A 16160-nucleotide genomic window follows, 5' to 3' on the forward strand; every position below is an offset into this window, starting at 1 on the left:
ACTAGCGATTTGCGCCAGGCACCCAGAGAATATCCTGCGCACCATTATCGTTGACAGTTCGCGATGCCACGAACAGGAAATCGGAAAGGCGGTTGATATATTGCAGGGCTTCCGCCGAAACGACCTCTCCTTCAACACGGGCAAGCGCAACCATCAGCCGCTCCGCCCGGCGTGAGACAGTGCGGGCGAGGTGCAATGCAGCCGATGCCGCCGAACCGCCGGGAAGAATGAATGAGCGGAGCGGCTGCAGATCAGCATTGAGGAGATCGATATCGGCTTCCACGCGCGAAACCTGCGACGCGACGATGCGCAGCGGTTCGTAGGCGAGCGGCTTGCCATCATCCGGCGTCGACAGATCGGCACCAAGATCGAAAAGATCATTCTGGATACGTGCCAGCATGGCATCAATCTGTGCATGGGCATTCTCTTCACCGCCGGTATGAATGCGAGCCATGCCGATGCAGGCATTGGCTTCATCCACCGTGCCATAGGCTTCGACACGCAGGTCCGACTTCAGCCGACGTGGCCCGCTGGCAAGCCCGGTCGTGCCCTTGTCGCCAGTGCGGGTATAGATCTTGTTGAGCTTGACCATATTTACTGGCCGGTTTTCTGGCGGGCGAAGTAGATCGCCCCGACAATCAGAACAATGGCAATGAACTGCAGGAAAACGCGCAGCTGCATCATCTTGTTCGAGAAATTGCCATCACCGCCGCGCATCATGTTGCGCAGACCGATGATCAGAACGACAGCCACAGCAAACATGGCCACCATTGCCGCGCCCTTGAACAGAACGTCCATTTTATTTCCTTCCCATGCGCGCTGTTCCTGACCTCATGACTGGTCGGACAGCATCCGGTAGAGCCAGCGTGCAGGCATCAGGCGCCGCGCCAATGACCCAAGTTTTGCCGGTCTTGTCACCACATAATGCGGACGGGGACGCGGCGCCTCCAATGCATGAAGCAGTACAGCATAGACGGCTTCCGGTCCAAGCTTGTTCTTGGATTTTGTCCCGCCGCTTGTCAGTTTCGCCATCTGGCGCTGGTAGAGCTCGCGATGCACCGAGGCTTCCATGTCGATATTGGCTCTAGCGTGGCTGGCGGCGTTATAGGTAAAACGCGAAACGATCGGGCCAGGCTCGATCAGCGACACATCGACACCGGAGCCTTCCAGTTCCATGCGCTGGGCGAGCATCAGTCCTTCAAGTGCGAATTTGGACGCCACATAAGCACCGCGCCATTTCATCGGCACGAGACCGAGGATCGATGAACAATGCACGATACGCCCATGCCCTTGCTGGCGCATGACCGGAACCATGCGCCGGGTAAGATCATGCCAGCCGAAGAAATTGGCTTCGAACTGCTGGCGCAAAGCTTCGACCGGCAAGTCTTCTATCGCTCCAGGCTGAGCATAGGCGCCGTTATTGAACAGGGCGTCGAGCGTCCCGCCGGTCTGGCGCAACACCTCATCGGCAAGGGCCGCTATCGACTGCGGCTCCGTATAGTCGAGATAATGGGCTTCCATTCCCTTTGTCTGGAGCGCCGCAATATCCGCATCCTTGCGGGCGGTCGCAAAGACGCGCCAGCCACCTTTGTGAAGCGCCTCGGCACAATACGCTCCAATACCGGAGGAACAGCCGGTTATGATGATACTGCGCTGTCGGTTCTGACCGGGTTCTGCCGGAGCCATATGTTCGTTTCCCGCTGCCATTTCGCCAAGCTTGCTTGATTCGGGCTCGGTTTAAAACGGCCCATGCTCTTGCAATCCGCAGACCGATACTAGATTTAAGGCCTTGAAACACAGGCTGAACGCGTACCGAACATCGAAAGTGCTTTAGGGGACAAATCTGCGGATGCGAAAAATCAGACGTTTTCTCCGTCAGATCACCTACGACGTCATCGGTCATTTCAGTTCGGACGATGGCTGGGCTTTCGCCAGTCACATTGCGCTTTCCGGCCTGATGGCACTGTTCCCGTTCCTCATCTTCGCCACGACGCTTGCGAGTTTTCTCGGCACCAAGGAATTCGCCGAAACGGCGGTCCACGTTATTTTCGATATGTGGCCATCGAACATTGCAGGCCCCATCGCCAATGAAGTGACCAATGTTCTGACCGTACAGCGCAGCGGACTTTTGACGTTGAGCGTGATCGCCGCCGCCTATTTTGCTTCCAACGGCGTAGAGGCGCTGCGCATCGCGCTCAACCGCGCCTATCGCGTCACCGATCAGCGCTCAATCATCTTTTGCCGCCTTCAGAGCCTCGGCTTCGTTCTGGTCGGCACACTCAGCCTGATGGCAATCAGCTTCCTACTGGTTCTTGCGCCACTGGCCGTGCGCATTGCCGAACAATGGTTTCCCGACATTGCACCGTTCACCGGCACCATCGCCTTTTGGCGCTATAGCGTCGCGGTGGCGGTTCTGGTGCTGGCACTGTTCACGGTGCATATCTGGCTTCCGGCCGGGCGGCGCAGCCTCGGTGATATCCTGCCCGGTATCCTCATCACGCTTCTCGCGTGGCTTGCCGCCGCGATGGCCTTTGCCAAATATCTGGAAACCTTCGCCACCTATGTAACGACCTATGCGGGTCTCGCTTCGATCATGGTTGCTATCGTCTTCCTCTACATGCTGTCGGCTATTTTCATCATCGGCGCAGAGATCAACGCCGCAATCATGAATTTCCGCAAACGCGAGCAGCAGCCGGATTTGCTCGTCGAATAATCAGCGTTTGATCGTGGTCAAGGCAACACCAAGTGTGGTTACGACCATGCCGGCAATCTGGATCGGACCGAGCGTTTCACCGAAAATCAGATAGGCCATAATCGCCGCCGCCCCCGGCACGAGATAAAACAGCGACGCGACTTTCGACATCGCTCCTTCGCGGATCATCACCAGAAGCGCCAGAATGGCTCCAATGGAAATCGCCAGCGTCAGCCAGACCAGCGCGAAAATGAGCTGTGGCGACCAGATGATCACCCGGGTTTCAAAGCTGAATGCACAAAGCGCAGTCAGCACCGCCGCCGCAATATACTGAACTGCCGTGCCCGTTTTCAGATCGCTCGTCGTGCCGAAACGCTTCTGCCAGACCGTGCCTGTACTGATGGCCAGAACTGCAAAGAACGCCACTGCAAGGCTTTTCGGATCAACGCCGCTGCCTGCCGAAAACTTCGGCCACACAACCATCGCCACACCGAGAAAACCGATCAGCAATCCCGCCCACTGGCGTTTGCTAGCCCGCTCACCGAGAAGCATGGCGGCAATCAGCGTGGTGAGCATAGGTTGCAGGCCGGCGACGAGGCCCGACATGCCAGCGGGCAGGCCGTGATGAACGGCCCAGAACAAAGCGGAGAGATAAGCGCCATGGATCAGACACCCGGCGATTGCCGCATGAACCAGCGTCGCCCCCTTCGGCCACATCGCCCTGCTTGCCAGCGCCCAGAGCGTCATGATGACCGCCGCGATGGAAAAACGCACCGCCATGAAGGTGAATGGTTCCGCATAAGGCATGGAAAGCCCTGCCCCGATAAAGCCGGTGGCCCAAAGCAGGACAAACATGATGGGGAAGAAACGGGCAGCCATGGCGAAACTCTCACTTTCGCGGCTCGCCTTATACCGGTTCGCAACGAACGCCTATCTTATAAAACTGATTGCAGCGTTCAATTTGCCAAACAGGCGTCCGCATTTTATGAAGCAGCATGAACAACGAACCCGAAACAATCCGCATTCTCGTCGATGCCGACGCCTGTCCGGTGAAAGCCGAAATCTACCGTGTCGCGGAGCGGCATGGCCTGCCTGTCGTGCTGGTCGCCAACAGTTTCATGGCGATCCCGCGCGATGCCGAACGGGTGGAGCGCGTTGTCGTATCGGACAAGCTCGATGCTGCTGACGACTGGATTGCCGACAATTCGCGGCCGGGTGCAATCGTGATTACCGCCGACATTCCGCTGGCCAGCCGCTCGCTTGAAAAGAATGCAACCGTCATTGCGCCCAATGGACGTGTGCACACCCAAAGCACCATCGGCAACACGCTTGCGACACGCAATCTGATGGATTCGTTGCGTTCCGCAGGCGAAGTCACCCGTGGTCCTGCACCCTTTTCACCCAAGGACCGCTCAGCATTTCTCTCCGCGCTCGATCTTGCCATCGTGCGTCTGAAACGCGCCGGTTTTACCTCAGCTTGAACGGATGGTCGCGGTTGCCACACCGGCGCCAATCAGCAAGGTTCCACCTGCGCGATTGAAAATCCGCAAGGCCCGCTCGCTGGCAAAGAAGCGCCGCGCCCGCGCCGCCGTCAGCGCATAGGCGAAGGCGTTGAGGAAGGCGAGCACCAGAAACGTGCTTTCGAAGACCAGCATCTGGGTCAGAAAATCCCGATGCGGACTCAGGAACTGCGGCAGGAAAGCCACGAAGAAGGTGATGCTTTTCGGATTGAGCGCCGTCACCAGCCAGGCGTGAACCAGCATCTTTGCCGGATGCACCTTGTCGTGCCGCGCCTTGGCATTCATCGTGCCTCCAGCCCGGAACAGCTTGATGCCGAGCCAGACGAGATAGGCAGCGCCAACCCATTTGACCGCCGTGAACACCGTTGCGGAAGCGGCAAGCAAAGCGCCCACCCCCAGCATGGAGAGCGTCATGGCTGTGAAATCGCCAAGTGCCACGCCCACCGCCATCGGGAAAGCCGTCTTCCAGCCCTGCCCCAGCGCATAGGAAACGACGAGCAGGACCGTTGGCCCCGGAATGATCAGAAGCACGATGGATGCGGCGGTGAATGCAAGCCAGACGTCGAGGCTCATGGGATATCTCCTTTGAAAAAGGAGGAAGCCACCGATTCTAATATTTGTCGAGAACTAAAGTTTCTGTGCCGCTTCGATGAGTTTCATGGCTTCCGGGCTATCCCATGGTGCAGGACCGTTCATGGACGCAATCTGGCAGCCATCCTTGTCGACGAGCAATGTCACCGGAAGGCCGAAAGCCAGATTCTTGCGCTTCAATTCATTGAAGCTCGCCATGGAAGCGTCCCGGTGCAATGTCAGATCCTTGATGCCGATTTCGCTCAGAAAGCCTTTGGGCTTGTCGTCAGAACCCGTGTCGATATTGATCGCCACGACATCGAAATCGCTGCCACCCTTTTCGGCCTGCAACTTGTCGAGGGCGGGCATTTCCTCGCGGCATGGGGCGCACCATGTCGCCCAGAGATTAACGAGAAGCGTCTTGCCCTTGTAATCGCCAAGCGTCATCTGCTTGCCGTCCGGCCCGGTAAAGGCCAGATGGGCGACGGAAATCGGCTTTTCCGCCGGGCGCATGGCGGCCACGCCGCCGGTTGCCGCCGCGTCGAGCGCCTTCAACGAATCCGCTTTTAACGCGCATTGGGCGGACGCTTCGTCATTTTCGGACGAAACATTAGCGGCTACCACATTGCCAGAGGGGCGCTCCATCACGTATACCGCCCCGATACCGGCAATGACACCGGCAAGGGCTGCAAGAAGGACGATCTTGCGATTTCCCGATTTCGCCTTTTCGTTGTCTTCTGCCATGTCGCGTCACTTCTTTCTATTATCCGGCCAAATCGTCACTCGGGGCATATGAGCATGAGCGAACAAAAATCAAGCAATCAGATGTGGGGCGGCCGTTTTGCCTCAGGACCCGATGCGATCATGGAAGAGATCAATGCATCGATCGGCTTCGACCGCAAGCTCTACGCGCAAGACATTCAAGGCTCGCTCGCGCATGCAGCCATGCTCGCAAAGACGGGCATCATTACGGCAGACGATCACAAGCAGATCGAGCAGGGCCTGAAAGCCATCCTCAAGGAGATCGAGGACGGCAAGTTCACCTTCTCGCGCAAGCTCGAAGACATTCACATGAATATCGAGGCGCGGCTCGCCGATCTGATCGGACCCTCCGCCGGACGCCTGCACACCGCCCGCTCGCGCAACGATCAGGTGGCTGTCGATTTCCGTCTCTGGGTCAAGCAGGAGATGGAAAAGACCGCCATCGCCCTGAAAAACCTGATCGAAGCTTTTCTGGAGCGCGCCGAAGAACATGCGGCGACCGTCATGCCGGGCTTCACCCATCTGCAGACCGCGCAGCCTGTCACTTTCGGCCATCATTGCATGGCCTATGTGGAAATGTTCGGCCGCGATCTGTCCCGCGTGCGCGATGCAATCGAGCGCATGGATGAGTCGCCGCTGGGTGCCGCAGCTCTTGCCGGCACCGGTTTCCCGATCGACCGTCACATGACGGCAAAAACGCTCGGCTTCCGCGAACCGACCCGCAATTCGCTCGATAGCGTTTCCGACCGTGACTATGCGCTGGAATTCCTGTCGCTCGCATCAATCTGCGCCGGTCATCTATCGCGCCTTGCCGAAGAAATCGTCATCTGGTCGACGCCGCAGTTCAACTTTGTGCGCCTGTCCGACGCCTTCTCCACCGGCTCGTCGATCATGCCGCAGAAGAAAAACCCGGATGCCGCAGAACTGGTGCGTGCCAAGACCGGCCGTATCAACGGTTCGCTGGTCGCCCTTCTGACCATCATGAAGGGCTTGCCACTCGCCTATTCCAAGGACATGCAGGAAGACAAGGAACAGATCTTCGACGCTGCTGAGAATCTGGAACTCGCCATTGCCGCCATGGCTGGCATGGTGCGCGACCTGACGATCAATGTCGCATCCATGAAGAAGGCTGCCGGTTCCGGCTATTCCACGGCGACGGACCTTGCCGACTGGCTGGTGCGGGAACTGGGCCTCCCCTTCCGCGAAGCGCATCACGTCACAGGCCGTGCGGTTGCTCTGGCAGAAAGCCGCAAGGTTGACCTCGCCAAGCTCTCGCTCGAAGAGCTGCAATCGATCCACCCAGGTATCACCGATGCGATCTTCGGCTATCTCACGGTCGAGAAATCGGTCAAGAGCCGCCAGTCCTTCGGCGGCACGGCCCCGCAGGAAGTGCGCCGCCAGATCCGCTACTGGAAGAAGCGCATCGTGAAGGCGTGATCGCCGTTCAAGATAAAGTCATGCGAAATCATCCGGCCAACGGATGATTTCACTCTTGAGAATTTTGCGTTACAGCTAGCCCAACCAAGATTTTGATTCAGGAACCAAAGCTGATGACAGGCCGCTCCGCCATTTCTTCTGTGCTTCTGATCGCCGCGCTCGCGGCCACGCTCGCCGCTTGCGGTCGCAAGGGCCCGCTGGAGCCGCCGCCATCCGCCGTCGTGACGGACGAACAGGGGCATACCAAGCCGAAACCGAAGGAAGATAAGCCAATCATCCTCGACAAGCTGTTGTAAGTTTCCGCTACAGGGCCTTCCCGTGAACCATTTCGAATATCGCAACGGCGTTCTTCACGCCGAAAATGTCAGCCTGCCTGAAATCGCTCAGGCCGTTGGCACACCTTTCTACGTTTATTCCCGCGCAACCATCGAGCGCCATTTTCGCGTGTTCGGCGAAGCCTTCGCCGGCATGGAAACGCTCGTCACCTATGCGCTGAAGGCCAACTCCAACCTCGCAGTGCTGAAAACGCTGGCGAAGCTTGGCGCCGGGGCGGACACCGTTTCGGAAGGCGAGATTCGCCGGGCGCTTGCGGCGGGCATCCCCGCCAACAAGATCGTCTTTTCTGGCGTTGGCAAGACACCGCACGAAATGGATTTTGCGCTGGAAGCCGGTATCTGTTGCTTCAACGTCGAATCCGAGCCGGAACTGGAAATTCTTTCCGCCCGTGCCGTCAAGGCAGGCAAGGTCGCATCCGTATCGCTGCGCATCAATCCCGATGTGGATGCGAAGACACATGCCAAGATTTCGACCGGCAAATCCGAAAACAAGTTCGGCATTCCGCGTGTCAAGGCGCGCGAGGCCTATGCCCGCGCGGCAAGCCTGCCCGGTCTCGACGTGGTCGGCATCGATATGCATATCGGTAGCCAGATCATCGACCTTGAGCCGTTCGACAATGCCTTTGCCCTGATGGCGCAACTGGTCAAGGAACTGCAGGGAGACGGCCATAACATCCGCCACGTCGATGTTGGCGGCGGGCTCGGCATTCCTTACCGCACCGACAATACGCCTCCGCCGTTGCCTGTCGCCTACGCGGAAATCGTTGCAAAACACATAAAGCCGCTGGGCTTGAAGACCGTATTCGAACCGGGCCGCCTGATCGTTGGCAATGCCGGACTTCTGGTAACGGAAGTGATTTTCGTCAAGGAAGGCGACGCCAAGAACTTCGTCATCGTGGATGCGGCGATGAACGACTTGATTCGTCCGACACTTTACGATGCGTTCCACGACATCAAGCCGGTAGCCATGCCGAAAGATGATGCGCCACGCATCCGCGCCGATTTCGTCGGTCCGGTCTGTGAAACCGGCGATTATCTCGGCCTCGACCGGGAAGTAGCAAAACCTGCTCCGGGCGATCTTATCGCCGTCTGCACGACGGGCGCATATGGTGCGGTGCTGTCCAGCACTTACAACAGCCGCCTGCTCATTCCCGAAGTGCTGGTCGACGGCGACCGTTATCATGTCGTGCGTCCACGCCGTACCTATGAAGAACTGCTCGCGCTCGATTCCGTACCGGAGTGGTTATAAATCTCGCGGCTATAATTATCATGGCAAAGCCTCGTCTTTGCCATGATGCGTGTTATCCTGTCGGCCGAACCGAAATCGGCTGACGCGAAAGACGAGTCCCTATGACTGCCCCAAAGGCGGCCCCACAGACAGATAGAAGCAACGACAGGAAACCCCTGCCGCGTCACGCGTGGGATGCTTTTCTACGGCTGTTTTCAGGTGAAGGCGCTGGCCTGCGACGTTTGCGTGCGCGTGCCTTTCTTTCGATCAGTTTCGAGCGGTTCTGGCCGCTCATCCTGCCGCTGATTCTTCTTATCGGTCTGTTCGCCAGTCTGAGCTGGTTCAGCCTGTTTGGCATGATGCCACGGTGGCTGCATATCGTTGTGCTGGCGCTCTTCGCCCTTGCAGGTCTTATTGCGCTTTACCTGCCGTTCCGGTTTCGGCCACCGGTGGAAAGTGACATCACCAACCGTATTGAGGCAATCAACGGTCTGGTTCACGAGCCGCTCGCAGTGCAGACAGGCCATATGGCAACCGGCGAACAAGATCCCTTCGCCGTCGCCTTGTGGCGGGAACACCAGCGCCGCATGGCTGACCAGCTCAGGAACCTGCAATCCGGTCTGCCTCATACGCGCGTTCCCGAGCATGACCCCCTTGGCATTCGTGCGGTGGTTGCCCTGCTTTTCGTTACCGCCTTTGCCTATAGCCTCAGCCCCAACAGCGGTCGTATTGCCGATGCCTTTCATATCCGTCCGGGCGATGGCACCGCTGTTGCCCGCATTGATGCGTGGGTAACGCCGCCGCGCTATACCGGTCGCGCACCGGTCTTCCTGACCACTGCGGATGACAGTGAACAGGCCGCAATCAACGTACCGCAGGGCAGCATTCTCTCGGTCCGCGTGATCGGTGGCGGTTCTGAACGCCTGACTGCGACCGATGCGGAAGGCGAGCGTCGTGACGTGCAGCCGGTAGGGGCGAAGGAAGAGCAGAAGGAGCCTGCAGAGCAGGCCGTTGTCGATGGCAGCCGCAATTTCCGCTACGATTTGCAACAGGACGAGACATTGGCACTTTCCGGCACCGATGCTCGCTGGAAATTTGCCGTCACGCCAGACAATCTGCCAACGATCCGCTTCACAAAGGAACCGGGGCATGCGCTGAACGGCACATTGCAGCTTTCCTATCAAATCGATGACGACTATGCGCCGGTGAAGGCCGAAGGTCAGATCGTTTCGCTCAACAATGATGAGGACGAGGAAGCCGCACCGCTTTACGATGCACCGGAACTGCCGCTTGCATTGCCGCGTCGCGGCGTGAAAGACGCCACGACATCGAAGGACCTGACCGAACATCCATGGGCAGGCGAAAAAGTTGCGCTTACGCTGATCGTTACCGATGCCGCCGGACAAACGGGACGCAGCGAAACCAAGATCATCACCTTGCCCGAGCGCCCTTTCAGCAATCCGCTGGCCCGCGCTGTTGCGGAACAACGCCGTATTCTCGCGCTCGATGCCACGCAGCGCGATCATGTTCTCGACATGCTGTCGGCAATCATGCTGCGTCCCGAAGAGACGATCAAAAGCGCGGCCCACTATCTGGGTCTGGTCACGATCCGGACGCGCCTTCGTGTTGCCAACAGCGATGACGCCCTGCGCGATACAGTCGACTATATGTGGCAGGTTGCGCTTGGCATCGAGGACGGAAACCTGTCCGCAGCCGAAAAGCGCCTGCGGCAGGCACAGGAAGCCCTGAAAAACGCTCTTGAGAACGGCGCCTCACAAGAGGAAATCGAAAAGCTGTCGGCTGAACTGCGCAAGGCGATGCAGGATTTCCTGCGAGAGTTCGCCCAGCGCCAAAAACAAAATCAGAATGCACGCCGCGCCGCGCCAGACCCCAATGCGCGGATGCTGACGGAAAAAGACCTCCAGCGCATGATGGACCAGATCGAGAATCTGGCGCGTCAGGGCTCGCGCGATCAGGCGCAAGAGTTGCTGTCGCAATTGCAGAACCTGATGAACAATCTGCAGATGGGACAGGCGCAGCCGGGACAGCAAGGCCAGGGACAAGGCCAACAGGGCCAGATGCAGCAGCAGATGAACAAGCTTGGCGAACTGATGCAACGCCAGCAGCAGACGATGAACGAGACCTTCGATCTCGATCAGAAAATGCAACGCCAGTTTGGTGGCAACGAAGGTGAAGGCGAATTCGGCGATAACATGTTCCCCGGCGATGACGGCTCCATGGGCGGCGGGCAGCCGGGCGGAGAAGCCGAAAACGGCCAGAGCGGGAACGGTCAGGACGGTAAAGGTGACATTCCGCCCGATATGGCGGAAGCCATGCGCAAGCTGCAGCAAAAGCAGAAGGATCTCCAGTCCGATCTGCAAAAGCTGATGGACGATCTGAAAGGCATGGGCATCGAACCCGGCAAGGATTTTTCGGACGCCGGAAAATCAATGGGCGACGCCACGGATGCGCTCGGTCGCAGCGAGGGCGCGGAAGCGAGCGACCAGCAGGGCAGTGCACTTGATGCGTTGCGGCGCGGTGGACGCGATATGATGCAGAAAATGCAGCAGGCCATGGGCCAGCAAGGCCAGGGCCAGAACGGCGCCAATGGCAGTCGCGGAAAGGACCCGCTTGGGCGCCAGCAGGGCACCGGGGACAGTGGCCTCAACGATGACGTCAAGATTCCGGGTGAAATCGATATTCAGCGTGCACGTGAAATTCTCGATGAAATCCGCCGCAAGCTCGGCAATGCACTGACGCCGCAGATGGAAAAGGAATATCTGCAGCGCCTGTTGAAGTTCGATTGAGCCGATAGGCCGCTGCCGAGCAGCCTTATTCCATCACACGTCCGACATAGGGCAGCTGGCGGAAGGCGTGCCCAACATCCATGCCATAACCGACGACAAAATAGTCCGGGCATTCGAAAGCCACGAAATCGGCATCGAGATCGACTTTGCGACGCACGCTCTTGTCGAGAAGAACAGCAATGCTGACGCTCCGCGCCCCACGTTCCAGCATGAGTTCGCGAACAAACTTCAGCGTCTTGCCGGATTCCAGAATATCGTCGATCAGCAGCACATCACGGTCGTGCACGTCACTATCGATATCGCGCAACAGGCGAACTTCCGTACTGGTCGTGCCCTTGCCGTAGCTCGAAACGGTGATGAATTCGACATCGGGCTCTACGCCTGCATCATGCATCGCACGAATGAGATCGGCCGCAAAAATGAAGGAACCTTTCAGGATCGAAATCGTCAGCAGATTGTGGAACTTGCGTTCAGAAATGGCCTTGGCGAGATCGAGATTGCGACCGGCAATCTCGTCCGGGCTAAAGAGAACTTCAATTGTCTTGCCACCGACTTCCGGCATCTGCTGCTTCTCCTGATCGTTCGCTTTCGCGCAGACTTGGGCGCGCATCAAAGGCGCCAGAAAGGCACGCTCTATAGCATGGTTTGAGGAAATTGCACCCCACCAGATGAAGATGCTCGGGCTTCTCCATTTCCCAGCGTCAAGATTTCATATAGCGTGACCATCATGCATCCGGACATCATTGAACTGCGATCATTTTACGACACCACGCTGGGCCACCTGGCGGAGCGCGCCGTCCGTATGGCACTTGCCGGGCTGTGGGGGCACGTGCCGGGAGAGCGGCTTGTCGGCATGGGCTACAGCCTGCCCTATCTCGACCGCTTCAGTGCCGATACCGAGCGCACATTCGCTTTCATGCCGGCAGGTCAAGGAGCCGTTGCCTGGCCTTCGGTTGAGAAAACGGCGACAGCGCTTGTTTTCGACGAGGAACTGCCGCTACCCGATTCCTCGATTGACCGCGTGCTTATGGTGCATGCGCTGGAATATGCGGAAAACCCGACGGAAACGCTGAAGGAGATGTGGCGCGTCCTGGCCCCCAATGGGCGGCTCGTTATCGTGGTGCCCAACCGCCGTGGCGTTTGGGCCCGCTTCGAACATACGCCTTTCGGCAGCGGACGTCCCTATAGCCGGACACAGCTGACAACCCTTTTGCGTGAGGCGAATTTCACGGTCAACACGGTGAGCGATGCCCTGCATTTTCCACCAGCAACGCGCCGATGGATGATGCGGCCTTGTCTCGCTCTGGAAGGCATGGGACGGCGGCTGTGGCCGGTCTTTTCGGGCGTTCTGGTGGTCGAGGCACAGAAACGGCTCTATCAGGGATTGCCTGTCGCTCAACGCTCGTCGCGCCGCGTCTTCGTTCCTGTTCTCGCACCGCAAGGAACACCCGTCGGCGGATTGCGAAAGACACCGGTACGAACCAGCCGGACAGAGAGAAAAAGCTAGGGCATTTGCGCATCACGACCCGCAAAAACGTACAGTTGCTGCGGTCGGCACGTACCACCGAACAAGGTTTTTCTCGACTTGGACGCAATGGCGGGATATGCCGCCATCGTACAATTAACGTTGACCTTTTGGCGGAGCCAAAATCATGACCGATACGCAGAACCTTACCCGTCCCCAGCCCAAGGCAGGCCTGCTCGATATCGCAGCCTACGTGCCTGGCAAGGAACATGTGGAAGGCGTTGCCAAGGTCTATAAACTCTCCTCCAACGAAACGCCGGTAGGCCCAAGCCCGCATGCGGTCGAGGCCTATCGACACGCGGGCGAAAAACTGGAGCTTTATCCTGATGGGCAGGCGCTGGTGCTGCGCGAGGCAATTGCCGAAACGCAGGGGCTCAACATGGCCAATATCCTGTGCGGCAACGGTTCCGACGAGCTGCTCGGCCTGATCTGCCAGACTTATCTTGCTCCGGGCGATGAAGCTATCATCACCGAGCATGGTTTTGCCGTCTACAAGATCCAGACGCTGGGCGCCGGTGCGACACCGGTCACGGTCAGGGAGAAGAACGAGCGGATCGATGTGGACGCCATTCTGGCCGGCCTGTCGCCCCGCACAAAGATTGTCTTCATCGCCAATCCGGCCAATCCAACGGGAACCTATCTGCCTTTCGAAGAGGTCCGTCGCCTTCATGTCGGACTGCCGAAACATGTGCTTCTGGTTCTCGATGCGGCCTATGCCGAATATGTCCGTCGCAACGACTATGAAGCAGGTCTCGAACTCGTTTCATCCAACGAAAACGTCGTCATGACGCGCACCTTCTCGAAGATCCATGGGCTCCCGGGCCTGCGGATCGGCTGGATGTATGCGCCACTGCATGTGATCGATGCGACCAATCGCATCCGCGGGCCGTTCAACATGAATTCAGCCGCCATTGCTGCTGGTGCTGCGGCCATCCGCGACCGTGCCCATATCGAAAAATCGATCACCTACAATGACAAGTGGCTGGGCTGGCTGACCGAAGAGTTTACCAAGCTCGGCCTTCGGGTAACGCCATCAGTCACGAATTTCCTGCTGATCCATTTTCCGGACGATGCCGCGCATTCGGCGGACAGGGCTGACGAATGGCTTTCCAGACGCGGCTACATTCTGCGTCGTGTCGGCGGTTACGGTTTTCCCAATGCGTTGCGCATGACGGTCGGACCGGAAGAAGCCAATCACGGCGTCGTCGCCGCCCTGACTGAATTTTTGAAGTAGAACAATGTCCACGGTCCATTTCAACAAGATCGCCCTGATCGGTATCGGCCTTATCGGTTCATCGCTGGCTCGCGTCATTCGACGCGAAAAACTGGCAGATCACATCGCCATTGCCACACGCAGCAGTGAAACACTGAAGCGTGCCGATGAATTGGGGCTCGGTGACAGCTATACGACCGATAGCGCCGAAGCTGTCAAGGATGCCGATCTGGTCATCGTGTCGGTTCCCGTCGGCTCGTCAGGAACGGTAGCACGCCAGATTGCGGCAAACCTCAAGCCCGGTGTCATCATTACCGATGTAGGCTCCACCAAGGCTTCCGTGATTGCGCAGATGCAGCCGGAGCTGCCGGGCAACGTGCATTTCATTCCCGGCCATCCTTTGGCGGGTACTGAATATTCCGGTCCCGATGCCGGTTTTGCGGAGCTCTTCACCAATCGCTGGTGCATCCTGACCCCCTTGCCCGATACGGATGAAGCAGCACTGGAAAAGCTGAGCGACTTCTGGATCGCCTGCGGTTCGCGGCTCGACCGCATGGACCCGCAGCACCACGACCTGGTGCTGGCCATCGTCTCGCATCTGCCGCACATCATCGCCTACAATATCGTCGGCACGGCAAGTGATCTGGAACAGGTAACCAAATCGGAAGTCATCAAATATTCCGCTTCCGGTTTCCGCGACTTCACGCGCCTTGCCGCATCCGATCCGACGATGTGGCGCGATGTCTGCCTGCACAACAAGGATGCCATCCTTGAAATGCTCGGACGCTTTTCGGAAGACCTCGCCTCGCTGCAGCGCTCGATACGCTGGGGTGACGGTGAAGCACTGTTCGATCTTTTCACGCGCACACGCGCTGTCCGGCGCGGCATCATCGATGCAGGTCAGGAAGTGGATGCGCCAGACTTCGGACGTCAGGCTGCAACACGCACCAGTGAACAGAAGTAGGGGCAACGGAAGGGCAGCAAACATACTGCCCTAATCCCTTACTGCCTTATTCCCCTACTCCCCTACAGAGCGGGCAGCCGCCCAAGCGGAATAAATCCGGCACTGACTTTGCCCTTGCGAACGGCAATCTCCATCACGGGATTGCCGTTTTCGTCTTTCGGCATGGCCGAGAGAGCAAACAGAACAGTCGCGATATTGCCGCCCTGCTCGGGGAATACCGTTTGACCTGCCTGTGCCAGCGATTGCGGATTGACCAACGTAAGCTTTACATCGGCATTGATCAGCCCGTCCGCATCGACCGAAAACGGCCCCGCAACAGAAACCATGGCGCCATTCGGCATGGACAGGAATGCTTGATTGATGGTGCCGGAATGCCCGCGCAGCCGTTCGTGAAAAGGAGCGTCGCCCCTTGCGAGCAGTGTTGCGGCGTCCAACACATCGATATCCGCCACACCGTCGATTTCAGGACTGGTGGCACTGCCAATGGCAGCCTTGGCAAGCTTCAATCCAGCAAAGCGGCCATTAATCTTCAAGGTGCCGTCCGCTTGGCTCATGCGGAAATCCATCTGCTCAAGCGTGCTGAGCGGCTCCGTCGTCGTGGTTTCGGTGCGAAGGCCAACCGCGACCTCACGTGCCGCCAGTTCGATTTCGGTCGGGAACGGACGGGCCAGCCGAGTGTTGGAGGTAAACTTGCTCCAGTTGACTTCGAGCGGCTCCAGCCCCGGAAACTCGATGAAGGCGGGTCCAGTCAAGTCATTCGACAGGGAACGTGGCGCATAGACCGGAGATCCCGAAGTGAAACGCCCGGCGCGGAAAGACATACCCTCGGAGGGACGCTGCCAGGAAATGCTGTCACAGACGACATTGACGCGCAACGGATAACCGCCCATGCGCAGGTCCTCGCATTTCACGCCGACACCTTGGGCAGCAAGCTTGGCCATGTCGGCCTTGGCTCGCGCCTCCAGCCTGTTTGCGATGTAGAACCAGCCCGCCGTATAACCAGCGATCAAGACAACCAGAATGAGGATAAGCGCTATGGGACGCTTTCTGGCTTTCGGTGCGTTCATTCCTGTGTGCGCCATTTCAAAAGCCTTACATTAATCAGAC

General features: G+C 58.3%; 17 protein-coding genes. 9 read left to right on the forward strand and 8 right to left on the reverse strand.

The window, feature by feature from the left end:
• Position 1: 1 nt before the first annotated feature.
• From CQZ93_RS12430 to CQZ93_RS12440, 3 genes are read right to left on the reverse strand one after another with little or no spacing between them, the layout of a single operon-like run.
• Positions 2-592, reverse strand: a complete 591-nt coding sequence (locus CQZ93_RS12430) for a cob(I)yrinic acid a,c-diamide adenosyltransferase (protein ID WP_105542818.1) — start codon at positions 590-592, stop codon at positions 2-4.
• Positions 593-594: 2 nt separating this feature from the next.
• Positions 595-798: a twin transmembrane helix small protein gene (locus CQZ93_RS12435; protein ID WP_010657522.1), complete on the reverse strand. Its 204-nt coding sequence runs from the start codon at positions 796-798 to the stop codon at positions 595-597.
• A 33-nt stretch (positions 799-831) separates the two neighbouring features.
• Positions 832-1686: an SDR family oxidoreductase gene (locus CQZ93_RS12440; RefSeq protein WP_105542819.1), complete on the reverse strand. Its 855-nt coding sequence runs from the start codon at positions 1684-1686 to the stop codon at positions 832-834.
• Between the two features lie 163 nt (positions 1687-1849).
• Here CQZ93_RS12440 and CQZ93_RS12445 point away from each other — a divergent pair, with 163 nt between their 5' ends.
• Positions 1850-2713 carry a YihY/virulence factor BrkB family protein gene (locus tag CQZ93_RS12445; RefSeq protein ID WP_105542820.1) on the forward strand — a complete coding sequence of 288 codons (864 nt, stop codon included), beginning with the start codon at positions 1850-1852 and terminating at the stop codon, positions 2711-2713.
• Here the strand turns inward: CQZ93_RS12445 and CQZ93_RS12450 are convergent, their stop codons facing one another.
• Positions 2714-3571, reverse strand: a complete 858-nt coding sequence (locus CQZ93_RS12450) for a DMT family transporter (protein WP_105542821.1) — start codon at positions 3569-3571, stop codon at positions 2714-2716.
• Between the two features lie 116 nt (positions 3572-3687).
• Between CQZ93_RS12450 and CQZ93_RS12455 the strand changes: the two genes are divergently transcribed.
• Complete coding sequence (locus tag CQZ93_RS12455) at positions 3688-4173, forward strand: YaiI/YqxD family protein (protein ID WP_105542822.1); 486 nt, start codon at positions 3688-3690, stop codon at positions 4171-4173.
• On the opposite strand, the gene CQZ93_RS12460 is transcribed toward CQZ93_RS12455, so the two are convergent.
• Positions 4165-4785 (reverse strand): LysE family translocator, encoded by a 621-nt coding sequence (locus CQZ93_RS12460; RefSeq protein ID WP_105542823.1) that lies wholly within the window; start codon positions 4783-4785, stop codon positions 4165-4167. The two genes, CQZ93_RS12455 and CQZ93_RS12460, sit on opposite strands and share 9 nt — an antisense overlap.
• 54 nt (positions 4786-4839) lie before the next feature.
• A complete protein-coding gene (gene tlpA, locus CQZ93_RS12465) occupies positions 4840-5526 on the reverse strand; it encodes a thiol:disulfide interchange protein TlpA (RefSeq protein ID WP_105542824.1) in 687 nt (228 codons plus the stop codon).
• A 54-nt stretch (positions 5527-5580) separates the two neighbouring features.
• Between tlpA and argH the strand changes: the two genes are divergently transcribed.
• From argH to CQZ93_RS12485, 4 genes are all read left to right on the forward strand, one after another.
• A complete protein-coding gene (argH, locus tag CQZ93_RS12470) occupies positions 5581-6981 on the forward strand; it encodes an argininosuccinate lyase (protein WP_105542825.1) in 1401 nt (466 codons plus the stop codon).
• A 113-nt stretch (positions 6982-7094) separates the two neighbouring features.
• Complete coding sequence (lptM, locus tag CQZ93_RS12475; protein WP_006467922.1) at positions 7095-7277, forward strand: LPS translocon maturation chaperone LptM; 183 nt, start codon at positions 7095-7097, stop codon at positions 7275-7277.
• Between the two features lie 22 nt (positions 7278-7299).
• Complete coding sequence (lysA, locus tag CQZ93_RS12480) at positions 7300-8565, forward strand: diaminopimelate decarboxylase (protein WP_105542826.1); 1266 nt, start codon at positions 7300-7302, stop codon at positions 8563-8565.
• A 101-nt stretch (positions 8566-8666) separates the two neighbouring features.
• Entirely contained in the window at positions 8667-11351 is a 2685-nt protein-coding gene (locus CQZ93_RS12485) for a TIGR02302 family protein (protein WP_105542827.1), read from the forward strand.
• A gap of 25 nt (positions 11352-11376) precedes the next feature.
• Here CQZ93_RS12485 and hpt read toward each other — a convergent pair whose 3' ends face one another.
• A complete protein-coding gene (gene hpt, locus CQZ93_RS12490; RefSeq protein ID WP_105543300.1) occupies positions 11377-11913 on the reverse strand; it encodes a hypoxanthine phosphoribosyltransferase in 537 nt (178 codons plus the stop codon).
• Between the two features lie 165 nt (positions 11914-12078).
• Here hpt and CQZ93_RS12495 point away from each other — a divergent pair, with 165 nt between their 5' ends.
• The 3 genes from CQZ93_RS12495 (at position 12079) to CQZ93_RS12505 (ending at position 15053) form a co-directional block, all read left to right on the forward strand.
• Positions 12079-12858 (forward strand): class I SAM-dependent methyltransferase, encoded by a 780-nt coding sequence (locus tag CQZ93_RS12495; protein WP_105542828.1) that lies wholly within the window; start codon positions 12079-12081, stop codon positions 12856-12858.
• 145 nt (positions 12859-13003) lie between these two features.
• Positions 13004-14110, forward strand: a complete 1107-nt coding sequence (gene hisC, locus CQZ93_RS12500; protein WP_105542829.1) for a histidinol-phosphate transaminase — start codon at positions 13004-13006, stop codon at positions 14108-14110.
• Positions 14111-14114: 4 nt separating this feature from the next.
• Positions 14115-15053: a prephenate/arogenate dehydrogenase family protein gene (locus CQZ93_RS12505; protein ID WP_105542830.1), complete on the forward strand. Its 939-nt coding sequence runs from the start codon at positions 14115-14117 to the stop codon at positions 15051-15053.
• Between the two features lie 62 nt (positions 15054-15115).
• On the opposite strand, the gene CQZ93_RS12510 is transcribed toward CQZ93_RS12505, so the two are convergent.
• Entirely contained in the window at positions 15116-16135 is a 1020-nt protein-coding gene (locus tag CQZ93_RS12510; protein ID WP_105542831.1) for a DUF2125 domain-containing protein, read from the reverse strand.
• Positions 16136-16160: the final 25 nt, after the last annotated feature.

Origin of the sequence: Ochrobactrum vermis, from assembly GCF_002975205.1 — a bacterium.
In the GTDB taxonomy this organism is placed as follows: Bacteria; Pseudomonadota; Alphaproteobacteria; order Rhizobiales; family Rhizobiaceae; genus Brucella; species Brucella vermis.

Excerpts from the sequence above, each read along its gene's own strand:
- hpt (WP_105543300.1), bottom strand. The coding sequence starts at position 11,913 with ATGCCGGAAGTCGGTGGCAAGACAATTGAAGTTCTCTTTAGCCCGGAC.
- CQZ93_RS12445 (WP_105542820.1), top strand. The coding sequence starts at position 1,850 with ATGCGAAAAATCAGACGTTTTCTCCGTCAGATCACCTACGACGTCATC.
- tlpA (WP_105542824.1), bottom strand. The coding sequence starts at position 5,526 with ATGGCAGAAGACAACGAAAAGGCGAAATCGGGAAATCGCAAGATCGTC.
- CQZ93_RS12440 (WP_105542819.1), bottom strand. The coding sequence starts at position 1,686 with ATGGCTCCGGCAGAACCCGGTCAGAACCGACAGCGCAGTATCATCATA.
- CQZ93_RS12495 (WP_105542828.1), top strand. The coding sequence starts at position 12,079 with ATGCATCCGGACATCATTGAACTGCGATCATTTTACGACACCACGCTG.
- CQZ93_RS12430 (WP_105542818.1), bottom strand. The coding sequence starts at position 592 with ATGGTCAAGCTCAACAAGATCTATACCCGCACTGGCGACAAGGGCACG.
- CQZ93_RS12455 (WP_105542822.1), top strand. The coding sequence starts at position 3,688 with ATGAACAACGAACCCGAAACAATCCGCATTCTCGTCGATGCCGACGCC.
- CQZ93_RS12450 (WP_105542821.1), bottom strand. The coding sequence starts at position 3,571 with ATGGCTGCCCGTTTCTTCCCCATCATGTTTGTCCTGCTTTGGGCCACC.
- hisC (WP_105542829.1), top strand. The coding sequence starts at position 13,004 with ATGACCGATACGCAGAACCTTACCCGTCCCCAGCCCAAGGCAGGCCTG.
- argH (WP_105542825.1), top strand. The coding sequence starts at position 5,581 with ATGAGCGAACAAAAATCAAGCAATCAGATGTGGGGCGGCCGTTTTGCC.
- CQZ93_RS12435 (WP_010657522.1), bottom strand. The coding sequence starts at position 798 with ATGGACGTTCTGTTCAAGGGCGCGGCAATGGTGGCCATGTTTGCTGTG.
- CQZ93_RS12460 (WP_105542823.1), bottom strand. The coding sequence starts at position 4,785 with ATGAGCCTCGACGTCTGGCTTGCATTCACCGCCGCATCCATCGTGCTT.
- CQZ93_RS12505 (WP_105542830.1), top strand. The coding sequence starts at position 14,115 with ATGTCCACGGTCCATTTCAACAAGATCGCCCTGATCGGTATCGGCCTT.
- CQZ93_RS12485 (WP_105542827.1), top strand. The coding sequence starts at position 8,667 with ATGACTGCCCCAAAGGCGGCCCCACAGACAGATAGAAGCAACGACAGG.
- lptM (WP_006467922.1), top strand. The coding sequence starts at position 7,095 with ATGACAGGCCGCTCCGCCATTTCTTCTGTGCTTCTGATCGCCGCGCTC.
- CQZ93_RS12510 (WP_105542831.1), bottom strand. The coding sequence starts at position 16,135 with ATGGCGCACACAGGAATGAACGCACCGAAAGCCAGAAAGCGTCCCATA.